Origin of the sequence: Corallococcus sp. AB032C (genome assembly GCF_003668935.1) — a bacterium.
GTDB classification, from domain to species: Bacteria; Myxococcota; Myxococcia; order Myxococcales; family Myxococcaceae; genus Corallococcus; species Corallococcus exiguus.
Map to the genome: position 1 here is coordinate 13,765 of NZ_RAWP01000024.1, position 20,688 is coordinate 34,452.

General features: G+C 70.6%; 17 protein-coding genes. 10 read left to right on the forward strand and 7 right to left on the reverse strand.

Annotated elements, in window-relative coordinates; genetic code table 11:
- From D7X99_RS13255 to D7X99_RS13280, 6 genes are all read left to right on the forward strand, one after another.
- The gene (locus D7X99_RS13255; RefSeq protein ID WP_120577108.1) at positions 1-867 is read left to right on the forward strand and encodes a response regulator; all 867 of its coding nucleotides are present in this window, start codon (positions 1-3) and stop codon (positions 865-867) included.
- Positions 864-2,096, forward strand: coding sequence for a protein-glutamate O-methyltransferase CheR (locus D7X99_RS13260; protein ID WP_121778124.1), 1,233 nt, complete (start codon positions 864-866; stop codon positions 2,094-2,096). Before D7X99_RS13255 ends, D7X99_RS13260 begins: the two co-directional genes overlap by 4 nt.
- The gene (locus D7X99_RS13265; RefSeq protein ID WP_120595268.1) at positions 2,093-2,638 is read left to right on the forward strand and encodes a chemotaxis protein CheW; all 546 of its coding nucleotides are present in this window, start codon (positions 2,093-2,095) and stop codon (positions 2,636-2,638) included. The genes D7X99_RS13260 and D7X99_RS13265 overlap by 4 nt, the downstream gene beginning before the upstream one ends.
- Positions 2,628-4,805: a response regulator gene (locus D7X99_RS13270; protein WP_121778125.1), complete on the forward strand. Its 2,178-nt coding sequence runs from the start codon at positions 2,628-2,630 to the stop codon at positions 4,803-4,805. The genes D7X99_RS13265 and D7X99_RS13270 overlap by 11 nt, the downstream gene beginning before the upstream one ends.
- Positions 4,802-5,869, forward strand: coding sequence for a chemotaxis protein CheB (locus tag D7X99_RS13275; protein ID WP_121778126.1), 1,068 nt, complete (start codon positions 4,802-4,804; stop codon positions 5,867-5,869). Before D7X99_RS13270 ends, D7X99_RS13275 begins: the two co-directional genes overlap by 4 nt.
- 97 nt (positions 5,870-5,966) lie before the next feature.
- A complete protein-coding gene (locus tag D7X99_RS13280) occupies positions 5,967-7,586 on the forward strand; it encodes a methyl-accepting chemotaxis protein (protein ID WP_121778127.1) in 1,620 nt (539 codons plus the stop codon).
- Positions 7,587-7,656: 70 nt separating this feature from the next.
- Here D7X99_RS13280 and clpA read toward each other — a convergent pair whose 3' ends face one another.
- From clpA to D7X99_RS13300, 4 genes are all read right to left on the reverse strand, one after another.
- Complete coding sequence (gene clpA / locus D7X99_RS13285) at positions 7,657-9,939, reverse strand: ATP-dependent Clp protease ATP-binding subunit ClpA (protein ID WP_121778128.1); 2,283 nt, start codon at positions 9,937-9,939, stop codon at positions 7,657-7,659.
- Between the two features lie 3 nt (positions 9,940-9,942).
- Positions 9,943-10,269 carry an ATP-dependent Clp protease adaptor ClpS gene (locus D7X99_RS13290; protein ID WP_120577101.1) on the reverse strand — a complete coding sequence of 109 codons (327 nt, stop codon included), beginning with the start codon at positions 10,267-10,269 and terminating at the stop codon, positions 9,943-9,945.
- 61 nt (positions 10,270-10,330) lie between these two features.
- The gene (locus D7X99_RS13295) at positions 10,331-11,491 is read right to left on the reverse strand and encodes a GNAT family N-acetyltransferase (protein ID WP_121778129.1); all 1,161 of its coding nucleotides are present in this window, start codon (positions 11,489-11,491) and stop codon (positions 10,331-10,333) included.
- A gap of 63 nt (positions 11,492-11,554) precedes the next feature.
- Positions 11,555-11,995 carry a hypothetical protein gene (locus D7X99_RS13300; protein ID WP_121778130.1) on the reverse strand — a complete coding sequence of 147 codons (441 nt, stop codon included), beginning with the start codon at positions 11,993-11,995 and terminating at the stop codon, positions 11,555-11,557.
- A gap of 140 nt (positions 11,996-12,135) precedes the next feature.
- Between D7X99_RS13300 and D7X99_RS13305 the strand changes: the two genes are divergently transcribed.
- From D7X99_RS13305 to D7X99_RS13315, 3 genes are all read left to right on the forward strand, one after another.
- Positions 12,136-12,696, forward strand: a complete 561-nt coding sequence (locus tag D7X99_RS13305) for a NifU family protein (RefSeq protein WP_120577099.1) — start codon at positions 12,136-12,138, stop codon at positions 12,694-12,696.
- A gap of 113 nt (positions 12,697-12,809) precedes the next feature.
- Complete coding sequence (locus D7X99_RS13310) at positions 12,810-13,640, forward strand: SAM-dependent methyltransferase (RefSeq protein WP_121778173.1); 831 nt, start codon at positions 12,810-12,812, stop codon at positions 13,638-13,640.
- Positions 13,641-14,067: 427 nt separating this feature from the next.
- Positions 14,068-14,919: an alpha/beta fold hydrolase gene (locus tag D7X99_RS13315; protein ID WP_233613352.1), complete on the forward strand. Its 852-nt coding sequence runs from the start codon at positions 14,068-14,070 to the stop codon at positions 14,917-14,919.
- 4 nt (positions 14,920-14,923) lie between these two features.
- On the opposite strand, the gene D7X99_RS13320 is transcribed toward D7X99_RS13315, so the two are convergent.
- On the reverse strand, positions 14,924-15,817 hold the full coding sequence (locus D7X99_RS13320) for an oxidoreductase (RefSeq protein ID WP_121778132.1): 894 nt from the start codon (positions 15,815-15,817) through the stop codon (positions 14,924-14,926).
- 245 nt (positions 15,818-16,062) lie between these two features.
- Here D7X99_RS13320 and D7X99_RS13325 point away from each other — a divergent pair, with 245 nt between their 5' ends.
- Positions 16,063-16,812 carry a 1-acyl-sn-glycerol-3-phosphate acyltransferase gene (locus D7X99_RS13325; protein ID WP_121778174.1) on the forward strand — a complete coding sequence of 250 codons (750 nt, stop codon included), beginning with the start codon at positions 16,063-16,065 and terminating at the stop codon, positions 16,810-16,812.
- A 67-nt stretch (positions 16,813-16,879) separates the two neighbouring features.
- On the opposite strand, the gene D7X99_RS13330 is transcribed toward D7X99_RS13325, so the two are convergent.
- On the reverse strand, positions 16,880-19,045 hold the full coding sequence (locus D7X99_RS13330; RefSeq protein WP_121778133.1) for a glycosyl hydrolase family 18 protein: 2,166 nt from the start codon (positions 19,043-19,045) through the stop codon (positions 16,880-16,882).
- A 364-nt stretch (positions 19,046-19,409) separates the two neighbouring features.
- Entirely contained in the window at positions 19,410-20,447 is a 1,038-nt protein-coding gene (locus D7X99_RS13335) for a fatty acid desaturase family protein (protein WP_233613353.1), read from the reverse strand.
- Positions 20,448-20,688: the final 241 nt, after the last annotated feature.

Here is a 20,688-nt window from a genome sequence, read left to right on the forward strand (position 1 = left end):
GTGAGTCTGCCGACCCTGCTGCTGGTGGATGACAGCGACGCCATCCTGGCGTTGGAGCGGGCCATCCTCTCCGGGCACTACACCATCCACACGGCCAGCAACGGCCGTGAGGCGCTGGACAAGGTGGGGCGGCTGCACCCGGCGGCGGTGCTCTTGGACCTGTCCATGCCGGAGATGGACGGGGACGAGGTGCTCCAGCGGATGAAGGCGGACTCGGGCACGGCGGACATCCCGGTCATCATCATCTCTTCGGAGAAGCAGCGCGCGGAGGCGTGCCTGGGGCTGGGCGCGGAGGCGTTCCTGGCCAAGCCCTTCCGCGCGGACGAGCTGCTCTTGCGCGTGGGCGAGGCGCTGGAGAACGCGCGCCGGCGCTCGCGCTCCGGGGCCATGCTGATCCTCCGGCTCAACGTGGGCGAGCGTGAGTTCGCCGTGCCGCTGGACTCCGTGAAGGAGGTCCTGCTGCAGCCCCTGACGCGGCCGCTGCCCACGGGGCCGTCATACCTGCGCGAGTACGTGGAGCTGCGCGGCCAGGCGGTGTGCGTGCTGGACGTGGCGCTGCGGCTGGGCGTGCAGCACAAGGTGTCCATCGCGGAGCGGATGCTGGTGGTCATTGAAACGGAGGGCGTGTCGCTGGCGCTCACCGTGGACACCGTGAAGGACCCGGAGGAGTTCCAGGCGAGCGACATCGACCGGCGCGAGAAGGTGGGCGGCGCCGAGCACGGCCTGCTGCAGGAAGGGCTCGTGGGCATGCTGCGCACGGGTGGCCGCGCGCTGCCCATCCTGGATCCGAAGGTGTTCATCACGCGGGGACTCCTGCGCGACCTGCCCGCGCTGCTCGCGCCGGTGGAGGAAGAGCGGAGCGCATGAGTGCGGGGCTCGACCCGAGGCTTCTGGCCCGTGCCCGGGAAGTGGTGGCGGACACCACCGGCTTCCGGGACGACGCCATCGCCCAGGAGGCGGTGGAGCGCGTGCTGCGGGCGGAGCTGGCCCGGGGGCGCGTGCCCACGGAGGTCTTGAGCGAGCTGCAGCAGCTGGGCTCTCCGCTGGCCTACACGCTGGTGCGCGCGGTCCTGGTGGGGGAGACGTACTTCTTCCGCCAGCCGGAGCACTTCCGCTACATCACCCATGAGGGCATCCCGACGGCGCTGCGCCACGGCGCCATGCACCTGCGCGGCTGGAGCGCCGGGTGCGCCACCGGTGAGGAGGCCTATTCGCTGGGCGCGTGCCTGCTGGCGTGCGCGCCCCCGGGGATGCCGGTGGAGGTGGTGGGCACGGACCTGCACGAGGCCAGCCTGGAGGCCGCGCGGCGCGGCACCTACGGCGCGTGGTCCCGGCGCGAGTCCGCCCCCGCGCTGCACCCCGTCTACGAGCTCCACAACGGGCGGCAGGTGTCCATCCTCCCGGAGGTGCGCAAGGTGACGCGCTTCGCGCCGGCGAACCTGCTGGCGCCCCTGCCGGAGCGCTTCGGGCAGTTCGACTTCATCCTCTGCCGCAACGTGCTCACGTACTTCTCTCCGTCCGCGCGCGACGCGGCCATCGTCCACCTGGCGCGGGCGCTGGTGCCGGGGGGCCTCATGTTCCTGGGCACGGTGGAGGTGGACCGCACGCCGCCGGGGCTCACGCGTGAGGGGCCTCCGGAGCTGCAGGCCTTCCGCAAGCCCCGCCCGGAGGAGCGCACCTTCGCGCAATTGCCCGTGGCGCAGCCCGTGCTCGCGCCGCGCATGACGCCCGCGCCCCGTCGGCTGTCCGCGCCCATGCCGGTCTCGCCCACGCCGCCGCCGGTCCCTCCGCCCTCGCCCTCGCGGATGCACCTGCAGGCGCTGGAGCGGATTGAAGACGGCAACGTGGCCGGGGCGACGGCGGTGCTGGAGCTGCTCGTGAAGCAGGCGCCGGACTACCTGCCGGGCCTCCTGGAGCTGGCGCTCCTGCGCGAGCGCGCGGGGGCCCGTGACGCGGCCTTCCCGTTGATGCGCGCGTTGCGCACGCGGGCGGGGCAGTTGCCACCGGACACGCTGGTGGATGGACCGGAGGCGCTGCCCGCGCGCTTCTATCTGGCGTCCGCTGACGCCTACCTGAATCTGGGGGCGCTGGAATGAAGGGGACGCCGCTGGTGGTGGACGAGACCCTGGAGTCGGAGACGCGGGACCTGCTCGCACGCCGGGCCGCGCGCCTGCGCGAGCAGGGCGAGTCGACGGTGGAGGAGGCGGTCCATTGGATCGCCGAGTTCCCGCTGGGCGAGGAGCGCTACGCGCTGCCGCTGGAGTCGCTGCGCGCCGCGCTGCCCCTGCGCATGGTGACGCCGGTGCCGCTGTCCGCGCCCGCGGTGATTGGCGTGCTGCGCTTCCAGGGCCAGGTGCTGTCCGCGCTGAGCCTGGCGTCGCTGCTGGGCGGCCACGGGTGGCGCCAGGATCCAGCCGTGCTGCTGGTGGTGGACCGGGGCGACGGCGAGCTGTGCGCGCTCGACTGCGAGGCGATTCCGCGCCCCACGACGTTGCCGCTCGCGTCCGTGGAGGCCGCGCGCGCCCGGGCGGAGGGGCCAGTGGTGGAGGTCTTCACCCACGACCGGCAGCTCATCCACCTCATCGACCCGAAGCGCCTGTTCGGCCGGTCCGACGGGGGAGTGCGCCATGCCCGTTGATCCGATGCTGCAGCCGCTGGTGGCGGGCTTCGCGGTGGAGGCCCAGGAGGTCATCCAGAAGGTCACCATGGACCTGCTGGAGCTGGAGCGCGAGGGGCTGGAGAACGACGCGCTCGCGAAAATCTACACGCGGCTGGGCCGGCACCTGCACACGCTGAAGGGCAGCGCCTCGTCGCTGGGGCTCCAGGACCTGGGCGACATCGCCCACAAGCTGGAGGACGCGCTGGCGCCGCTCAAGGCGCACACGCAGAAGATGCCGCGCCCGGTGGTGGACGTGCTGCTGCACGGGCTGGACCTCTTCATGCTGCGCGCCCAGGCGCACGCGGACGGGCGCGGGGACGACCTGCCGAACCCCGCCGCCGCGCTGGCCCAGTTGGTCGCCGCCGCGCCGCCCCCGGAGGAAGCCGCGGTGCTGCCGGGGGGCGCCTTCGCTCAGGCGCAGCCTGTCGTGGCCGGTGGCCCGCCCTCCGCGGCCGGCACCCCGCTTGTCCCGGCCGAAGCGCTGTCCGCGCCGGAGCCCGTGGGGGAGTCCTCTGACGCCGGGTGGCGCGTGAGCGCGAACCAGGTGACGTCGCTGATGCGCGAGGTGGAGCGTCTGCGCGAGGTTCGCCTGCGGGTGGAGGAGCGCAGCCGGGAGTTGGAGCGGGTGTCCGCGCTGCTCGCGAAGCAGGGCCTGCTGGCGGAGACCGCGGAGGCGCGTACGTTGCTGTCCGGTACGGGCCGCTCCCTGCGCACCGACGGCGAGGAGACGAGCGACGTCGTGGACGCGCTGGAGGACGGCCTCAAGGCCATCACCACGCGCCCCACGCGCACCATCCTGGACCCGTTGCAGCGCATGGTGCGCGACCTGTCGCGCCAGCTGGGGAAGGAAGCGCGGCTGTCGGTGGTGGGCGCGGAGGTGTCGCTGGACCGGCGCCTGCTGGAGAAGCTCCAGGGCGCGCTCGTGCACATCCTGCGCAACGCCGTGGACCACGGCCTGGAGATGCCCGCCGAGCGCGAGAAGGCCGGCAAGCACCACGAGGGCGCGCTCACGCTGCGCGTGGAGCAGCAGGGCAACCTCCTGTACCTGGAGGCGAGCGACGACGGGCGCGGCATCGACCTGGCGCAGGTGCGCAAGGCCGCGGAGAAGCGCGGGCTCGTCACCGCGGAAGAGGTGGCGCGGCTCAACGACAACCAGGTGCGCGAGCTCATCTTCCGCGAGGGCTTCAGCACGCGCTCGGACGTGACGGACACCTCCGGGCGCGGCGTGGGCCTGGACGCGGTGCGCGCCACGGTGGAGTCGCTGCAGGGCCGCATCGAGGTGTCCAGCACGCGCGGGCAGGGCACGCGCTTCGTGCTGACCCTGCCGGTGGACCTGGGCAGCTCTCCGGTGCTGATGGTGCGCGCGCTGGAGCAGTTCGTGGGCCTGCCCATGCTGGCGGTGGAGTCCACGCAGCTGGCGCGCCCGGACATGCTGCGCGTGGGCAAGCGCCGCACGCACCTGGAACACCAGGGACAGCTGCTGCCGGTGGTGGACCTGGGCGCGCGGCTGGGGCTGCGCGCGTCGTCTCCGCCCACGGAAGGCCAGCCGCTGCTCATCGTGCAGAGCGGCGGCAAGCGCGTGGCGCTGGGCGTGGACGCGGTGGTGGGGGACCGGGACCTGGTCATCCGCCCGCTGCCGTCGGAGGTGCGCGACGTGGCGGCCTGGCAGGGCGCGGCGACGCTCAGCCGGGGGGAATTGCTGCTCATCCTCCGGCCGGACTGGGTGGTGTCGGATTCGGAGAAGGTGACGGTGTCCGCGGTGAGCCGGCGGGCGCTGGTGGTGGATGACTCGCTCACCGCGCGCGCGCTGCACCGGGCGATGCTGGAGGCCGGCGGCTTCCAGGTGCACCTGGCGGCCAGCGGGGCGCGGGCGCTGGAGCGGCTGCAGGCGGACACCTACGACGTCGTCATCTGCGACCTGGACATGGAAGAGATGGACGGCATCGAGCTCATCGCACGGCTTCGCGAGCGCAAGGACACGCACACGCTGCCCGTCATCCTGGTCTCCGCGCACGACACCACCGTGGCGCGCGAGCGGGGCCTGGCATCCGGAGCGGACGGCTTCCTCAGCAAGCGCGAGTGCGCCGCGGGCCGCCTGCTCGCGGAGGTTCTGGACGTGATGAGCCGCAGGGGGAGCCGCGCGTGAGCTCGAAGAAGCCCATTCGCGTGCTCGTGGTGGATGACTCGCCCACCATGGCCAACACCCTCACCGCGCTGCTCACGGAGGAGCCGCGCATTGAAGTGGTGGGCCGGGCGGGGGACGGCAACCGCGCCGTGCAGCTGGCGCGCCTGCTGCGCCCGGACGTCATCACCATGGACCTGTTGCTGCCCGGACTGGATGGTCCGGCGGCCATCGGGCACATCATGTCCCAGGCCCCCGCGCGCATCCTGGTGGTGAGCGCCGTGGCGGAGCAGCGCGGCGTGGACCTGGGCTTTCAAGCGATGAGCGCCGGAGCGCTGGAGCTCATCGGCAAGCCCAACGTCACCAACGCGGAGGAGCTGCGCCGCTGGGGCCGGGACCTGGCCCACTCCGTGTGCCTGATGGCGGAGGTGCCGGTCATCTCCCGCCGTCCGCGCGTCGTGGCGCCGCCGCCCATGCCCAGCGGGGCGCGGGTGGACGTGTTCGGCATCGTCGCGTCCACCGGTGGGCCTCCCGCGCTGGCGGAGGTGCTGTCCAAGCTGCCCCGCGACCTGCCGGTGCCCATGCTCATCGCGCAGCACATCACCGTGGGCTTCACGCAGGGCATGGTGCGCTGGCTGTCCCAGGTGTGTGAGCTCCAGGTGGGCGTGGCGCGCGACGGCGAGCGGCTGGAGCCGGGCCGCGTGTACTTCCCGCTGGATGGCCACGACCTGCTGGTGGACAGCGTGGGCCTGGCGCGCCTGCAGCGCAGCACCGGCGGGCCGTGTCCCAACGGGGACGTGCTCCTGAGCTCGCTGGCCATGGCGTACGGCCGGCGCAGCGGCGGCGGCGTGCTCACCGGCATGGGCGAGGACGGCGCGCGGGGCCTGCTGGCCATCCGTCAGGCCGGAGGCGTCACCCTGGCGCAGGACGAGGCGTCCAGCGTCGTCTACGGCATGCCTCGCGCCGCCGTGGAGTTGAAGGCCACCGACGGGGGCACGCCCCTGGCGCTGGTGGCGGACCTCATCCTGCAGAGCTGTCAGCGTCCGTCGTTCCGTCCTGCCCGTGGCCCGGAGGGGGGGCCCCGGTGAGCCGTTTCCCACCTACGAACCGCAGTCGCCTGCGTTGTTCCTGGCGTCACCTGGCCGACCGTTGGCCGCTCGAGGACGCCACCCCTGGAGTCCTCCCTTGAAGCCAGCCGCCGCGCTCCCCGTCTCCTTCCTGCGCGGGCTCGGGCTCGCGCCGAAGTTCGTGCTCGTCACGGCCGTCATCAGCGCCTCCGTGGCGCTGCTGCTCACCCTCATCGCCACCCGCCAGCTGGAGTCCAACCTGGAGGAGCGCCACGCCAGTGAGGGCGAGGCCGTGGCGCTGAGCCTGGCCATCGCGGCGGAGCAGGGCGTGTCCGCGGGCATGGGCTCGCTCCAGCCGCTCCTGGAGACGTTCCGCGAGCGCGAGGACCTGGCCTACATCTTCATCCAGGACCCCACGGGCTTCGTGCTGGTGCATTCGTTCCAGGGCGCCTTCCCGGAGAACCTGAAGGCCGCGCTCGACGCGCAGCCCGGCATGGGCAAGGGCCGCACCCGCGTGGTGCCGGAGGTCCGGATTACACGCGGTGGCAAGACGCTGCGCGCCCTGGACGTGTCCGCGGCCGTGGCGGAGAAGGGGCGGCTGGGCACCGTGCACGTGGGCATGGCGCGCGAGTTCATCGACGCGAGAGTGGATGCGCTGCGCTGGGAGATGCTCCTGTTCGCGCTCCTCCTGGAGGCGTGCGGCGTGGTGCTGGCGGCGCTGTTCGGCCGGAGCATCGTGCGACCACTGGCGGAGCTCACCTCCGTGGCGGGCCACATCGTGTCGTCTGGCGACCTCACCCGCGACATCCGTGCGCGCGGCAACGACGAGGTGGGGCGGCTGGCCAACTCCTTCTCCCAGATGGTGGGCAAGCTGCGCGAGGTGACGGTCAACCTCCAGCACGCCGCCACCGCGCTCACCCAGTCCACGGACCACCTCAACGCGTCCTCCACCGAGCAGGCGCAGACCATCTCCCGCCAGGCCGCCGCGCTCCAGGAGACGCAGGTGACGGCGCAGGAAATCAAGCAGACGTCCACGCTGGCCGCGCAGAAGGCGGAGAGCGTGCTCAGCGTCGCCGAGCGCGCGGACGCCCTGGCCAGGGCGGGCGAGGCCTCCATCGAGCAGACGATGGCGGGCCTCAACGACATCCGCGCGCAGGTGGGCGAAATCGCGGAGAAGATTCTGGAGCTGGGCGAGCGCACGCGCCAGATTGGCGGCATCACCCAGACGGTGAAGGACCTGGCGGACCAGTCCAACATGCTCGCGCTCAACGCGGCCATCGAAGCGGTGCGCTCCGGTGAGCACGGCAAGGGCTTCAGCGTGGTGGCGCGCGAAATCCGCGCCCTGGCGGACCAGTCCATCCAGGCGACCACGCGGGTGCGGGAGCTGCTGGACGACATCGCCAACTCCGTCACCGCCGCGGTGCGCATCACGGAGCGCGGCGCGGAGCGGATGGAGGCGGGTCTGGCGCAGGTGCGCGACAGCGGGCAGAACCTGCGCGAGCTGTCCTCCATCGTCCAGGACAACGCCGCCGCCGTCCGGCAGATCGCCGCCGCGGTGAATCAGCAGAACGTGGGCATCAATCAAATCACCCTGGCGGTGAATGACCTGTCCAAGATGATGGACGACACCGTGGCCCGCATCGGCTCCACCGGTGAGGCGGCCACCACGCTGCAAATCATCTCCGAGCAGCTCTCCAACGCCGTGGGCGCGTACAAGGTCGAGTCCAAGGCGGAGTAGGAAACACGAAGGCCCCGAGTCCCCATCAAGGGGGCCCGGGGCCTCGGATGTTTCAGGGCCTCGCGGCGCCTTACGCCGGCACGGCCTCGGTGGCTTCCGCCTGGAGCTTCACGGCGTCGTCCACGACGTCGAAGCGGGCCACGCCACCGCTCTTGAGGGAGCCGAACAGCAGCGCCTCCGCGAGCGGCTTCTTGAGGGTGTTGTCCACGAGCCGCGCCATGGGGCGCGCACCGAAGGCCGGGTCGTAGCCGTGTTCCGCCAGCCACGCGCGGGCGGCGGGCGTGAGCTCCAGCTTGACCTTCTTCTCGTCGAGCACCTTCTGGAGCAGGCGCACTTCCTTGTCCACGACCTTGAGGATGACCTCGGGGGGCAGGCCGGAGAAGAGAATCCAGCCGTCCAGCCGGTTGCGGAACTCCGGCGTGAAGGTGCGCTCGATGGCCTTCTTCGCCCGCGAGCCGTCCACCACCACCTGGGTGTCACCGAAGCCCATGGCCTTGGTGCTCATCTCCTGCGCACCCGCGTTGGTGGTCAGGATGAGGATGATGTTGCGGAAGTCCGCCTTGCGGCCGTTGTTGTCCGTGAGCGTCGCGTGGTCCATCACCTGGAGCAGGATGTTGAAGAGGTCCGGGTGGGCCTTCTCAATCTCATCCAGCACCAGCACCGCGTACGGGTGCTTGCGCACGGCGTCCGTGAGCAGGCCGCCCTGGTCGAAGCCCACGTAGCCCGGAGGCGCGCCAATGAGCCGGCTCACCGTGTGCTTCTCGGAGTACTCGCTCATGTCGAAGCGGAGGAACTCCACGCCCAGGCTCTGCGCCAGCTGCTTCGCCAGCTCCGTCTTGCCCACGCCCGTGGGGCCGGAGAAGAGGAAGCTGCCAATGGGCTTCTCCGGCGCGCGCAGGCCGGAGCGCGACAGCTTGATGGCGCCCACCATCTCTTCAATGGCCTTGTCCTGCCCGTAGATGACGCCCTTGAGCTCCTTGTCCAGGTTTTGAATCTGGACGCCTTCGCTCGCGGACACGCTCTTGGCCGGAATCTTGGCCATCTTGGAGACGACCTGCTCCACGTCGTGCGCGCTGACGACGCCCGTGCGCACGCCCTCCGGCTTGAGCCGCTCGGCCGCGCCGGCCTCGTCGATGACGTCGATGGCCTTGTCCGGCAGGAACCGGTCGTTGATGTGCTTGGCCGCCAGCTCCGCCGCCGCCTGGAGCGCACCCTCGCCGTACTTCACGTGGTGGTGCTCCTCGTAGCGGCTGCGCAGGCCCTCCAGCACCTTGATGGTGTCCTCCACGCTGGGCTCGTCCACTTCAATCTTCTGGAAGCGGCGGGACAGCGCGCGGTCGCGCTCGAACGACGCCTTGAACTCCTGGAACGTCGTGGACCCGATGCAGCGCAGCCGGCCTGACGCCAGCGCGGGCTTGAGCAGGTTGGACGCGTCCATGGATCCGCCGCTCGTGGCCCCGGCACCGACGATGGTGTGGATTTCGTCGATGAAGAGGATGGCGTCCGGCAGCTCCTGGAGCGCCTTCAGCACGCCCTTCAGGCGCTCCTCGAACTGGCCGCGGAACTTGGTGCCCGCGAGCAGCGCGCCCATGTCCAGCGAGTAGACGACCGCGTCCTTGAGCGCGGCCGGCACGCGGCCTTCCGTGATGTGGAGCGCCAGGCCCTCCGCGATGGCCGTCTTGCCCACGCCGGCCTCACCCACGTAGAGCGGGTTGTTCTTGCGGCGGCGGCAGAGCACCTGGATGGTGCGCTCCAGCTCCTTGTCGCGGCCGATGAGCGGGTCGATGCGGCCCGCCTTGGCCTCCACGTTGAGCTGCACGGCGTACGCTTCCAGCGGGCTCTTCTTCTGCGACTCGCCGTCGTCGTCGTCACCGGCGGGGGTGGGGCGCGGCTCGCCCTCGGACTCGCCGTCCTTGGAGGTTCCGTGGGAGATGAAGTTGAGCAGGTCCAGGCGGGTGACGCCCTCCTGTTGCAGCAGGTAGAGCGCGTGGCTCTCCTCTTCACGGAACATGGCGACCAGCACGTCGCCACCGTCGATGTACTTCTGCTCCGCGGACAGCGCGTGCATGGCGGCGCGGTGGAGCACGCGCTCCACGCCGATGGTCTGCTGCGGCTCGGCGTCCACGTCGTCGGGCAGGCGCTCGACCGTCTCCTCCAGGAAGGAGGTCAGGTTCTCCTGCAGGCGCTTGACGTTCGCGCCGCAGCCCTTGAGCACCTCGCGGGTGCGTGACTCACGGGTGAGGGCCAGGAGCAGGTGCTCCAGCGTCAGGTACTCGTGGCGCATCTTCCGCGCCTCGTCGAGCGCGGTGCGGAAGCTGGCCTGCAATTCTTTGGCAATCGATGGTCCTGCCACGGTTCAGCCTTCCTCGGGTTCCATGGACAGCCGCAGGGGGAACCCGTTGTCCCTCGCCGCGGCCTCCACTGTCTTGAGCTTCGTATCGGCGACGTCGTAGGTATAAACGCCCGCCACACCGATGCCGTTGTAATGAACGTGCATCATGATCTGCACGGCATCCGTCTCCGACTTGTGGAAGATCTCCTTGAGCACGGCCACGACGAACTCGCGCGTGGTGTAGTTGTCGTTGTGCAGGAGGACCTTGTAGAGCGTCGGCCTCTTCAGCTTCTGCTTGGGGACGGCCTCCGTGACGACCTGGCCGTCATCGTGTTGGTGCTTCTGAGCCATGGGCTTGCGGACTCCCTTGCCTTCGCTTCGCGAACCATTGGCGGGCCCTGCTTGAAACCGCTTAGACCCGCTCCTTGAAACCCGTCTCCGCCCACCACAACGGAAGGCCGCTCTCGACGGCTGCCCGCTCGTGCGCCAGGAAGCCGCGCACCGCCCGGTCCAGGCCGGGGTGAAGGAACAGATGCGCACTGTACGTGAGGTGCGGCTCGAAACCCCGGGTGAGCTTGTGCTCGCCGCCTGCTCCGGGCTCGAAGCGCTCGCGGCCCCGGGCGATGCAGTCCTCCACCGGATGGTAGAGGCACACGTTGAAGTGCAGGAACGGATGTTCCTCGAACGCACCCCAATAACGGCCGTACAGCGTGCTCGGCCCGGTGAAGTTGAACGCGCCCGCCACCCTGCGGCCTTCCCGCCGGGCCTCCACGAACTCACACCGGTGCTTGAAGCCAGCGAGCAGGCGGGCGAAGAAGTCCTCGGTCAGCGCGCGCACGCCCCACGGATAGCGGTCCACCGTGGAGACATAGAGCTGATGGGCGCAGGCCGCGTCCACCTCCTCCAGCGCGTCGCCCCGGAGCGTGCGCAGGGTGATGCCCTGGTCCTCCACCTCGTGCCGCTCACGCTGAATCTGGTGCCGCCGCTTGGAGCGGAAGCGGGCGAGGAAGTCCTCGAACGTCCGGTAGCCCGCGTTGCGCCACAGGTACTGCACGCCCAGGCGCAGCGCGTAGCCCTGCGCCTCCAAAACCGGCAGCTCCTCCGGGGTGGGGAAGAGGACGTGGACGCTGGAGAGCCCCTCCGCGCGCGCGTACTCCAGCGCGGCGTTGTACAGCTCCGCCTCGCGGAACGGGGCGTCCTCGCCGGGGGCCACCAGCACGCGGCGGCCGGTGGCGGGCGTGAAGGGCACGCCCAGGACGAGCTTGGGGTAGTAGCGGATGCCCGCGCGCTCGGCGGTGGTGGCCCAGGCGGCGTCGAAGACGAACTCGCCGTGGCTGTCGTCCTTCAAGTACGCGGGCGCGGCGGCGACCAGGCGCGAGCCCCGCCACAGGGTGAGGTGGCGCGGGTGCCAGCCGCGCTCGGGCACCACGCTGCCGCTCTCCTCCAGGGCGGCGAGGAAGCCCCACTCCAGGAACGGCACCGACCCCGGGGCCACGAGCGCGTCCCACGCCGACGAGGGAACGTCGGTAATGGACGTCAGCAGGCGCAGCGTGGTGGGGAGCGGGGCGGACATGGACGTGGCGAGCGCCAGCCTATAACGGCGGGTGGCGGCTGCCGCCACGACCGGCCGGCCGCCCTATTTGCCGCGCGTGAGCTCCTGGGCGAGGAAGCCGGCGACCTCCGTGAGCCCCGCGGCGGCGCGCTTGCGGCCCTCGTCGGACTCCATGACCCGGCGGGCGGCGTCGCTGGCGGTGCCCACCTCCAGGTCCACCAGGATGAGGAAGGCGCTCCACCCGGCCGTCACGGTGGCGACCTTGCCCGGCCGCTGGGGCCGGTCGCTCAGGGTGGCGGCCACCTTCTCCAGGAGGCCGTCTTCCTTGAGACGTTTCGTGCTCCCGAGCATCTGCGTCCAGGTGGCCTCCAGGAGGGAGGTCAGCAGGCGCCCGGAGAGGGCGGTGGAGAGGCGCTGGGAGGCCTCCTCGGCGTCCACGCGGTGGGCGTCCGCGTAGGTGGGGCTCAGCTTGGCCACCACCACGGCCTTGGTGGCCAGGTGGGCGAGGCGGGGCGGGTAGGGCATGGGGCCATGTCTTACATCGGTGGCGGGCGGGGCTCCATCCGGAGTGAATGGCCAGCGCGAGGCGTTTGCCTGACAGCCGGACAGGTTGCTATGGGGCCCGGCGCCCTTTAGAGGAAGCGGACTTTCGTAGGGAGAACAGAATGTCAGTGAACATCCAGCTCGAGTGGACCCCCAACCCCAGCACGCTGAAGTACGTGGTGGACCGCAAGCTGCTGGGCGGTGGCGCCGTGAACTTCACCAACCGGGACGAAGCGCAGGCGAAGTCGCCCCTGGCGCTGCGGCTCATGGACATCCAGGGCGTGACGGCGGTGATGCTGGGCACGAACTTCGTCACGGTGACGAAGGGCGAGTCCGGCGAGTGGGACGAGCTCAACGACTCCGTGATGTCCACGCTGGACACGCACCTGTCGGAGGGCCTGCCGGTGGTGGACGAGGCGGCCGTCGCGGCGGCGCGCCAGACGGTGTCCGCGGACGGCACGGTGGAGCAGCGCATCCAGGTCATCCTGGACGAGGAGATCCGCCCGGCCGTGGCGCAGGACGGCGGTGACATCACGCTGGACCGCTTCGAGGACGGCATCGTGTACCTGCACATGAAGGGTTCGTGCGCGGGCTGCCCGTCGTCCACGGCGACGCTGAAGATGGGCATCGAGGGCCGGCTCCGGGAGATGATCCCGGAGGTCACCGAAGTGGTGTCCGTCTGAGACGCAACGTCAAGGCGCCGCAGGTCCGCAAGGAGCTGCTTCCGGACCAGTCCCAAGCGCTCCTGCGCGAGCTGCACCTGCTCACGCGAGAGGGGAACCTCAACGCGGACGCGCTGCGCAAGCTCAAGCAGGTCAACCACCTGGTGGGCCTCTTGCGGCCCGCCATGGAGGACGTGCGGACGCGCCACGCGAACCCGCTGGTGGTGGACGCGGGCAGCGGCAACGCGTACCTGGGCTTCGTCGTCTACGAGCTGTTCCTGAAGGAAGCGGCGGGCGGTGAGCTGCTGTCCATCGAAGGGCGCCCGGAGCTGACGGAGCGCGCGAAGGGCCGCGCCGAGCGGCTGCACTTCGACCGGATGCGCTTCCAGACGGCGCACATCGACGCGGCGGAGTACCCGGAGCGCATCCACGTGCTGATGGCCCTGCACGCGTGCGACACGGCCACGGACGACGCGCTGGTGGCGGCCATCAAGCACGGCGCGGACCACGTGGCGGTGGTGCCGTGCTGCCAGGCGGAGGTGGCCGCGCAGCTGAAGGAGAAGAAGGCGAAGCCGGCCGGCTCCATGTCGCTGCTCTTCCAGCACCCGTGGCACCGGCGCGAGTTCGGCTCTCACCTGACGAACGTCATCCGCGCGCTGACGCTGGAGGCGTACGGCTACCAGGTGACGGTGACGGAGCTGACCGGGTGGGAGCACTCGTTGAAGAACGAGCTCATCCTCGGGCGGCGGGTGCACGGGGACAACCGGCGCGCGCGCCTGCAGCTCCAGGCGCTGTTGGCGGAGACGGGCGTGCAGCCCCGGCTGACGCGGCTGCTGGGCATCAAGCCCGCGGGCGCGGCCGGTGGTGGCGCGGAGGCGGAGTCGGCGTTGGAGCCCGTGTCGGAAGCGGAGCCGGCTCCGGAGCCCACGCCGGACGCAGCGCCCGCGTCGCCGTCCGAATCCTGAACGCAAGCGGACCCCACCTGGACCGTAGGGTGGGGCAGGTGACCTCACGGGAGGGGGAGGCGTGCTCCCCCGCACCGGGAGGGACTGCCTCCCTGGCCGTGCGAGGCGGCCGGGCAGGCGTTACATGCCCTCCGTCCGTGCGATGCGCACGGGACGACATTCCAGAGGCCCGGGTTCCTTGAGGACGCGTCCGGGCGAATGTCGGAGGACGTGGGCACGTCAGGGGTCCCGGTCAGGATGACGTCGATGCCGGAGGTCGGGCTCGGCGGCAGGACCCAGGGCGGCGTTCGCGGTGTCTGAATGTCGGGGTACGGAGTCTCGTCCCGGGATGGGGCCGGCCGGTGGCCGTCAGGGCACCGGATGTGAGTGGGACGAGCCGTGAAGTCCCTCCGCCGCGACGCGGGGGAGGGTGTTGATGGGAAGGGGCATGGCCTTGGAGCTGGATGACTGGGGTGGGAGCGGGCCGCTCCTGCACTTCGCCTGCGCGAACGGTTTTCCTCCGGAGACGTACCGGAAGCTCTTCGCGCGGCTCGCGACCCGCTATCACGTGGTGTCGCTGCGCATGCGGCCGCTGGTGCCGGGCGAGGACCCGAAGACGCTCACGACCTGGAGGCAGCTGGGCGAGGACCTCGCGCGCGAGCTGAAGGCGCGGGGGCGCTCTGGCGTGCTGGGTGTGGGGCACAGCGTGGGCGGCACGAGCACGTTGATGGCCGCCGCCGCGAACCCGGGGTTGTTCCGCGCGGTGGTGGCGTTGGACCCCGTGCTCATCACCGGGTCCCGGCTGTGGGCGCTGCGCCTGATGAAGCTGCTGGGCCGCATGGACCGCACCGCCATCGTGCAGGGCGCGCTGCGGCGGAGGGACCGCTGGGCGACGCGCGAGGAGGCGGCCACCGCGTACCGCCAGCGCAGGCTGTTCAAGGACTGGGACGCGGACTGCTTCAGCGACTACATCACGCACGGGCTGGTGCCCACGGAGGCGGGCGACTTCCGCTTGCGCTTCCCGCGCGAGTGGGAGGCCCGCATCTTCGAGACCTTCCCCGCGGACCCATGGAGGCTCATCCGCGCCAACACGACGCCCACGCTGGTGCTGCGCGGCGAGCGCTCCGACACGCTATTGCCCGACGCGCTGGCGCGGGCGGAGCGGGAGATGAAGCGCACGCGGGTGGACACGCTGCCGCTCGCCTCGCACCTGTTCCCCATGGAGAAGCCCCGCGAGACGGCCGAGCGCGTGCTGACGTTCCTCGACCAGCTGCCTCCCGTGGACGTCACGACGCACTGATGCGTCAGCCGTAGGCCTCGCGCTTGATGCGCTTGTCCGGGATGCCCAGGTCGTGCAGGTGGCCCAGCACCGCCTCCATGAAGCGCGGCGTGGCGGGCGTGCGCGTCTCCAGCGCCTTGCGCCGGTCCCAGGGGGTGATGGCGGGCCCGCACACGTACACCAGGCAGGTGTCGGGCGCCGGAACCAGCTCGCGCAGGAGCGCCTCCGCGACGCGGCCCTTGCGCACCTGGGGGCCGTACTTCGCTTCATCCGTCTCGCGCGTGAGCGTGTGCACCACCCGCACGCGGTCCGGCGCCGCCTGCTCCATCGCGGCCAGCTCCTCGCGGTAGAGGATGTCCCCCCAGGTCTTGTTGGACGCGAGGAACGTGTGCCGCAGCTTCAGCCCGCGGTGCAGCGCGTCCTTCACGATGGCGAAGTTCGGCACCGCGCCGGAGCCCGCCACCACGTGCAGCACGTGGTCCGCTCGCTCCGTCACGTCGTCCGGCAGCACGTACGGCCCCATGAAGCCCGTCACCTTCAGCTTCGCCCCCACCAGCCGCCCGTGCACCAGCAGGGGCGACAGGAGCGGCGGGTAGCGCGTGACGCCGGGGATGAACTCCTCGTCCTTCACCGTGATGGCCACGTGCCGCTCGTGCGGCGCGGAGGCGAGCGAATAAGAGCGCGGCGGCTCCTTGCGCCCCTTCTGCTCCTGCAGGTACGCGCACTGCTGCGCGAGCGACCGGAACTGGTGCGGGTCGATGTTGATGAACTGGCCTGCCTTGTAGTCGAGCGGCCCCGCCCCCGAGTGCAGCTCCAGCGACAGCGTCGCCGTGTCGTGGGTCTCCATCCGGAGGTCGGTGACGGTGGCCTCGTACTCGACGGGGCGCTTCGCTCGGGAGGGCGTGGCTTCAGCGCTCATGCGCCTCCCCATAACACGCAGGGTGCGGGGCCGCGCGGGCGGGCTCGCGGGCGGCGCGTCTTGCGCACCGGGCCCGCGGGGCCGGCCTTTCGTTGGCTGGATGACGAAAGGGCGGGCGGGCGGTCCGGCGCTCCCGGAGGACCGCTGACCCGCCCCACCGGGCAGGACTACATCTTCTAGAAGGACGTCCAGCCATCGCTCCCCCTGTTGACCAGGGGCAATCCGGAAAGGACGTGGGCCGGCCCGTGCTTCGACTTCTCTTCGCCCTGATGTCGCTGCTCCCCTACGGCCTGCGCCGCCACGTCGTGCGCGGCCTGATGCATGGCGTGTGGGGCCGGCTGTCCCACGCGAAGGTGTACGGCCTGAAGGACCTGCCGGACGGCCCCTGCCTCTTCATCTGCAACCACCTGTCCAACGCGGACGGCTTCACGCTCTACCGGGCGCTGCGTCCCCGGCGCGTCGTCTTCCTGGCGGGCGTGAAGCTGCACGGCACCGTGATGACCCGGCTGGCGGCGGAGACGATGGACACCATCGACATCACGCCCAACTCGCCGGACATCGAAGCGCTGCGCCGCTGCGTGGAGTTGCTCAAGGGCGGCCAGTCCGTCCTCATCTTCCCGGAAGGGGGCCGCAGCCGCTCCGGAGGCCTGCTCGAGGCGAAGAAGGGCGTGGGGCTCATCGCCAAGCGCGCGGGCGTGCCCATCGTCCCGGTGGCGCTCACGGGCACGGAGAAGCTCATGCCCATCAACGACTCCGACATGGGCGGCGAGCGGCTCTTCCACGCGGATGTCACCGTGACCTTCGGGCCCGTGTTCCGCATGGCGGACCTGGAGCCGGAGGTGTCCGGCGCCTCCGACGCGCGCCAGGCGCTGGTGGACGCGATGATGCGCCGGGTGGCCGCGCTGCTGCCGCCGCAATACCAGGGCGTCTACGCCGGCGGCCCGGTGCCGGTGGCCCCCACGGCTCCGCCCTCCGCCGTGCCGCCCTCCGCGTAGCTCCGCGCAACGAAAACGGCCACGCGGGCGGGTGCCCACGCGGCCGTCTGTCTTCAGTCCGTCCCGGTTACTGGAGGAACGCCTTCTTGACCTCGGTGAGCAGCGGGTTGGTGCCCGTCGCGGGGTCGGTGCAGCCCTGGTTGATGGTCCAGATGATGGTGCCGCCGTAGCCGTTCGCCTTGGCGTACTGGCCCTTGGCCTGGATTGCCTCCGGACCGTCGTACGTAATCCAGCGCACCGTGCCGTCCTCCACCGGCGTGTTGAACGTGACGTAGTTGGCCTGCGCCGCCGCGTCCCACTGGAGCGTGCCCGTCTTGGAGAGCGCCAGGATCTTCTTGTACGTGAAGGAGTTGTCCCCGCCCACGTAGTCGGACCAGTCCGTGAAGGGCTGGCGCGGGCCGGTGATGTGCCGCCACGCGAGGCCGTAGAACGGGATGCCCATGCCCAGCTTCTCCTTGGGGATGCCCGCGGCCACCCAGGCCTTGAGGCTGGACTCCACGGACGTCGGGTGGGTGCCGGACTCGCCCTTGAGCGCGGACGTGAACCACGAATCCCAACCGCCCCAGACGCCAATCATCTCGTAGGACATGACGTTCACCTGGTCCAGATACTGGGCCAGCTGCGGGTACCACTTGAGCGACGCGTCCGTGGCGAAGTTGTTGTTCACCCAGCCGATGGGGAACGTCAGCAGCATGCCGGGCCGCACCTGACGCAGCCGCTGCACCAGCGCGAGCAGGTTCGGCTTGTCCGCCTCCTCCACCGGCTCCCAGTCGATGTCGAGCCCGTCGTAGCCGTGGTCGTCCATCGTCTTGAGCAGGTTCTGGACGAACTTCTCCCGGTTCGAGGAAGAGGCAGCGCCCACCCAGTTGGCGTGCTCGCCCGCGCCGCCCACCATGATGATGGCCTTGCGCCCCGCCGCGTGCGCGCGCGTGGAGAGCGTCTTCGCCATGGCGGAGCCGTTCGAGTTGTCGAAGATGGCGTCCACCGTGCCGTCCGTGTTCGGCGTCACGCGGCCCACCATGATGTGCGTGAGCGCGCTGAAGTCCACCTTCTCCGGCGGGTAGTCATCCGCGTTCCAGCCCGTGTAGTAGCCGGACACCCACTTGCTGGTGTTGCCCACCGGGCCCGTCACCACCACGTCCGCCGTGGCCTTCTTCGTCGTGTCCGCCTTGCTCGTGGCCACGACGTGGTAGGTGCCCGCCGTCTGGGGCGCGGTGTACGTGCCGCTGGTGGTGACGGTGCCGCCGGTGGCGCCTTCCTGCACGCTCCAGGTGACGGCCGTGTTGGTGTTGCCCGTCACCAGCGCGGTGAAGGTCTGCACGCCGCCTCGCGACAGCGTCACGCTGGCGGGGGTGACGCTGACGCTCACGCCCGTGGTGGAGGTCCGCTTGCCGGACACCGCCGCGGACTTCGCGCTCTCACCGACCGCGTTCAGCGCGGTGACGGCGTACCAGTACGTCGTGTTCACGGCCGCGCTGGTGTCCTTGTAGGACGCGGCGGTGAGCGCGGAGGAGGTGAGCCGCGTGTACGTGCCCGTCTGAGACGTGGCGCGATACACGTGGTAGCCGGAAGCGCCCGTCACCGTGCCCCAGGTGAGGGCCACGTCCGTGGCGGAGCCCGTGGCGGCCAGGGCCGTGGGCGCGGAAGGCGCGGTGGTGCCCGCCGCCAGGCGCACGTTGTCCAGGTACATCACGGGCAGCGAGCGGCCCGCGTTCTCCATCACCACCAGGCCATCCAACGTCGTATTCGCCGCGCCCAGCGTGGAGAGCGGCATGCGGCACAGCGTCCAGGCATTGGCCTTCAGCGTGCCGCCCGTACAGGTGGGGTTGAGCGCCACGGGCGACTTCGCCACGCCGCCCACGCTCGCGTAGAGCGCCAGCGCGGGGTTCGTCGTCGCGCCGGGGTTCACCTGCAACTCCACGAAGCCCTGGCCCGTGGTGGGCACGCCCGCGTGGTGGAAATACAGGCCCGTCCAGGGGCCGAACGTCGCGGAGATGGACCGGGTGCCCGCGTACACGGGCTTCGTCGCGCTGAGGCTGTGCGTCGCCCAGGACCAGTCCTGCCAGCCCGAGCCGAGCGCATCGTCGAACATCGTGGTCGCGCTCGCGAGCGCGTCCCCGGAAATCCCCAGCGAGTCGTCGTCGCCCGCGGTGGACGTGAAGTCCGGCGCGCCACCGCAGCCGGTGTGCATGGCGCCCAACGCCACGAGGAACCCAATGAGCTGCCTTCTCAAGTTCTCTCCTGCTGCCAGGTGAAAAGGGCGGGGCCGGGGGAACCGCATCCCCCTGCCCGCGGCGCGTGGCAGGGGTCCCCCGGTCGCCCTGTCGCCGCGCCTGGATTGGCGGGCGTGCAAGGGGGGACCTGGCGAATCGCAGGCGGAGAAACACCGCGATTCAGCGTCTGCGTTCAAGGCATGGGGTGGGGTGTTTCGGTACGTCGCCAGGACGCCAGGCTGCTGTGTCAGCGGCGCGGCGGGCGTCTGGCTTCAGAGAAAAACACGCCTGGTGACGGCTAAGACGAGCGGGCCCTTCCCACGCCTGGAGGCGCCACGGGGGCGCCTCCAGGGGAAAGCAAGCCACGCTGTGATGGATGCGGCTTCAATCCTTCACAGGCAACGGATCACGGCCTTCATTCCTGCCCAGCGACGTGAGGAAGCTCCACGCGCTCGTCTCCCCGCCCAGGTACGTCTGGAAATGGTTCTCCCCGGGGCGGTAGAGGTTCGTCTGCTTGAGCCGCTCGTGCAGCGCGGGCAGGTGGTAGTAGGGCACGGACGGGAAGAGGTGATGGGACAGGTGGTAGCTGGCGTTGAAGGGCGCGATGAAGGAGCGCTCGAACCAGGTGGCGGCCGCCACGTCCCGCGTCTCGTGCGTCTCATCCGGAGTGGCGGCGGTGAAGGGGTGCTCCACCACCGCGCGGATGCGGAACGCCATCATCATCAGCGTCAGCGACGGGATGGACCACAGCAGCAGGTAGTGGAGCCAACCGCCCGTGAGCGTGAGGAAGGTGATGAAGCCGGTCAGCCACAGCGCGTAGCGGAGGTGCTCCGCGCGGGACGGCGGCGGGCCACCCTTGCCCATCGCGCGGCCCGTATAGGACCAGGGAATCATGATGCGCACGTGGGACGGGGTGAAGAAGCCCACCATGTCCCCCAGCAGCACCAGCGCCATGCCCCAGCGCGTGCGCGGGAACATCCACGCATGGTCGCGCTGCGCCGTGCGCCAGTACGGGTCCTTCTCCGTGTTGACATAGCGGTGATGCTCCGCGTGCTCCTTGCGGTAGCCCTCCGTGGTGATGTTCATGGGGAACGCGCACAGCAGGTCCGCCAGCACGTCATTGACCTTGCGGTTCGTGAGCAGGTGGTGGTGCGAGGCTTCGTGCACCAGGCTCAACAGCGCGTGCTGCCGCGAGGAGATGACCACCGCGGCCAGCACCCACGCCCACCAGCGGTCCACCTGCACCACGAACGCCACCGACAGCGCGATGGTGAGCCATTGGCGCGTCACCGCCCACAGGCCGCGCGCGTTGGTCACCACCGACAGCTCCCTCACCGACGCCGTCAAGGCACGACGGTCAAACGCGCGGGAGGTGACCGCTTCCGAGTCATCCAGCGACAACGGTTCTGGAACGGCGAGCATCTGGGGACAGACCTCCTGCCGGGCGCGAGCGCTCTGGCGGAAGGCCGGGAGGTCGTTTCCTCCCCCGTCCAAGGCGACCCCCTGCCGCACACCCCGGTTCATGTGGGACTACACCGCCTTGGCGGAATAATCTCATAGCATAGGAATTGAGAAGTCCGAAAGACCCGCTAAGTCTTACAGCCCTGGCGGATGTGGCGGGTCCAATGGGTGCCTGGGTGGGACAGATGTTGAGTGGTGCCCA

What these genes read in the sequence shown, in the direction of transcription:
- D7X99_RS13260 (WP_121778124.1), top strand. Translation starts at nt 864, where the DNA reads ATGAGTGCGGGGCTCGACCCGAGGCTTCTGGCCCGTGCCCGGGAAGTG.
- D7X99_RS13290 (WP_120577101.1), bottom strand. Translation starts at nt 10,269, where the DNA reads ATGGCTCAGAAGCACCAACACGATGACGGCCAGGTCGTCACGGAGGCC.
- D7X99_RS13320 (WP_121778132.1), bottom strand. Translation starts at nt 15,817, where the DNA reads ATGAGCGCTGAAGCCACGCCCTCCCGAGCGAAGCGCCCCGTCGAGTAC.
- D7X99_RS13265 (WP_120595268.1), top strand. Translation starts at nt 2,093, where the DNA reads ATGAAGGGGACGCCGCTGGTGGTGGACGAGACCCTGGAGTCGGAGACG.
- D7X99_RS13270 (WP_121778125.1), top strand. Translation starts at nt 2,628, where the DNA reads ATGCCCGTTGATCCGATGCTGCAGCCGCTGGTGGCGGGCTTCGCGGTG.
- D7X99_RS13305 (WP_120577099.1), top strand. Translation starts at nt 12,136, where the DNA reads ATGTCAGTGAACATCCAGCTCGAGTGGACCCCCAACCCCAGCACGCTG.
- D7X99_RS13315 (WP_233613352.1), top strand. Translation starts at nt 14,068, where the DNA reads ATGGCCTTGGAGCTGGATGACTGGGGTGGGAGCGGGCCGCTCCTGCAC.
- D7X99_RS13295 (WP_121778129.1), bottom strand. Translation starts at nt 11,491, where the DNA reads ATGTCCGCCCCGCTCCCCACCACGCTGCGCCTGCTGACGTCCATTACC.
- D7X99_RS13335 (WP_233613353.1), bottom strand. Translation starts at nt 20,447, where the DNA reads ATGCTCGCCGTTCCAGAACCGTTGTCGCTGGATGACTCGGAAGCGGTC.
- D7X99_RS13300 (WP_121778130.1), bottom strand. Translation starts at nt 11,995, where the DNA reads ATGCCCTACCCGCCCCGCCTCGCCCACCTGGCCACCAAGGCCGTGGTG.